This window comes from Corallococcus sp. AB030, assembly GCF_003668965.1.
GTDB lineage: Bacteria > Myxococcota > Myxococcia > Myxococcales > Myxococcaceae > Corallococcus > Corallococcus exiguus.
The window spans coordinates 1-826 of sequence record NZ_RAWQ01000473.1 but is presented as its reverse complement, the minus strand read 5'-3'; the positions used below and the strand labels follow the sequence as shown (position 1 = coordinate 826).

Here is an 826-nt window from a genome sequence, read left to right as displayed (position 1 = left end):
CCGCCATCCCCCTGCCGGGAGCCGCCGCGCCCCGCGCCGCGGCGCCGCAGTCCGCCGCCATCCCGCTCCCCGGTGCAGCCGCGCCGCAGTCCGCCGCCGTCCCCATGGGCGCGGGCCCGGCCATCCCGCTGCCCGGCACGGCCGCTCCGCGCTCCGCAGCCATCCCGCTGCCCGGTAGCGCCGCGCCGCAGTCCGCCGCCATCCCCATGGGCGCGGGCCCGGCCATCCCACTTCCTGGCGCGGCCGCTCCACGCCCCGCCGCCATCCCGCTGCCGGGTAACGCCGCTCCGCCCGTCCCCGAGGATCCGTTCTCCTTCGACGACGAACTCCCGCCCGCGGCCTATGCCTCGCCGGGCGTGGCCGCGCCCCGGGCCATCTCGCTCGACGCGGGACCCGGCGCGCCGGTGGCCCTGCCGGACGACTCGTTCAGCTTCGACATGGACGCCGCGCCGCCGGCCCCCGCGCCCATGGCCGCGGAGGACGACTTCGCGGAGGTCAGCAGCGGCGAGTTCTCCTCGGTCGACACCACTGACTTCTCCGAGCCGCGCGAGGACGTGACCCGCGTCGTCGCCATCCCCGTCCCCAACGCCGCCTTCCGCGAGCCCGCCGCGCCCGCCGCCTACGGCACGCACGAGCCCGCCGGCACCGCGCGCGACTTCGACTTCTCCGAAGATCCCGTCGCCGCCGCCCCGCCCGCCGAGGCCGACTTCGGCACGCCCGACTTCGACTTCGCGGACGACGGCACCCTGCCCGTCCCCGCGCAGCCCGCGCCCGAGGACGCGTTCACCTTCGACATCAACGATCCGTCGAACGCCCATGGCCCCGC

General features: G+C 78.0%; 1 pseudogene. It reads left to right on the top strand.

The annotated features are described in order from the left end of the window. Positions 1-826 (top strand): annotated as a pseudogene (locus D7Y15_RS43665) (hypothetical protein); the annotation flags it as partial.